Source organism: Helicobacter pylori SA213A, from assembly GCF_000476275.1.
GTDB classification, from domain to species: domain Bacteria; phylum Campylobacterota; class Campylobacteria; order Campylobacterales; family Helicobacteraceae; genus Helicobacter; species Helicobacter pylori_CL.
On sequence record NZ_CBOM010000060.1, the window covers coordinates 1 to 869 of the forward strand.

General features: G+C 27.5%; 1 pseudogene. It reads right to left on the reverse strand.

Going from position 1 to position 869, the window contains the following annotated elements:
* A pseudogene (locus tag QT74_RS07880) lies at positions 1 to 869 on the reverse strand (hypothetical protein); the annotation flags it as partial.

The window sequence follows — 869 nt, forward strand, 5'->3', positions numbered from 1 at the left end:
AAAAATAATCTTATTTTGTAATTCAATATTGTTATAATTTTTATCGTTATAAATTTCTTCTGCAATATCATAAATTGCTTGAAAGTATAATTTTGAGTTATCTTTTTCAATTTTTTTCTTTTTTCGCTCTGTGCCAAAAACGCTATCAAAAATTTTTGAAATATCCTGAATTTGAATAGTTTTTGTATCTTTTTTAATGTGCAAGCAACTTGTAAGTTTTATATAATTGCTGTCTTTGTCTGCTTGAAAGCTTGTGTATTCAATCAAATTTCTCACAAAAGGTATCAGTGTGAAAAAGTCTTTATCATCTTCTGAGTCTCTAATCCATTTAATAAAACTCTTCAAATACCCACCTTTTTCAAAAATTATTTCTCTAGCATCATTTTTGCGGATCATTTTAATCTGTTTTCTAGGAATATTCAAACGGCTTGCTAGGGTGCGATAAAAATCAAAATTATGCGTCATCACAAGCAGTTTAAATTGTCTGCATTCTTGCAAGTCATTAAGATATTCAATAATTGCATACTTATTTCTATAATCAAAAGAGTCTGAAATATCATCAAAAACTAAAAGTTGGACTTTGTCGCTTCTTTTTCTAGCCTCAATTTCAAACAAGATTTGTAAGATATATAACGCTCTCTTTTCTCCTCCGCTTAAATGTTTTTGCAAATCTTCTTTTTGAACATTCATATCCTGATTGTTATCAGAAAATATAAATCTAAATTGCGCAGTGTCTTTATTCAATAAAATATCTTTTTGATTTTGAAGCTCCACTTTAAAGGGAACAAGAAATCTTTGATTAAAAATTTTAATGACAGATTCCCATTCTTTCTGGTCTTTGTTAGCCTATTTTATAATTTCTTCTATTT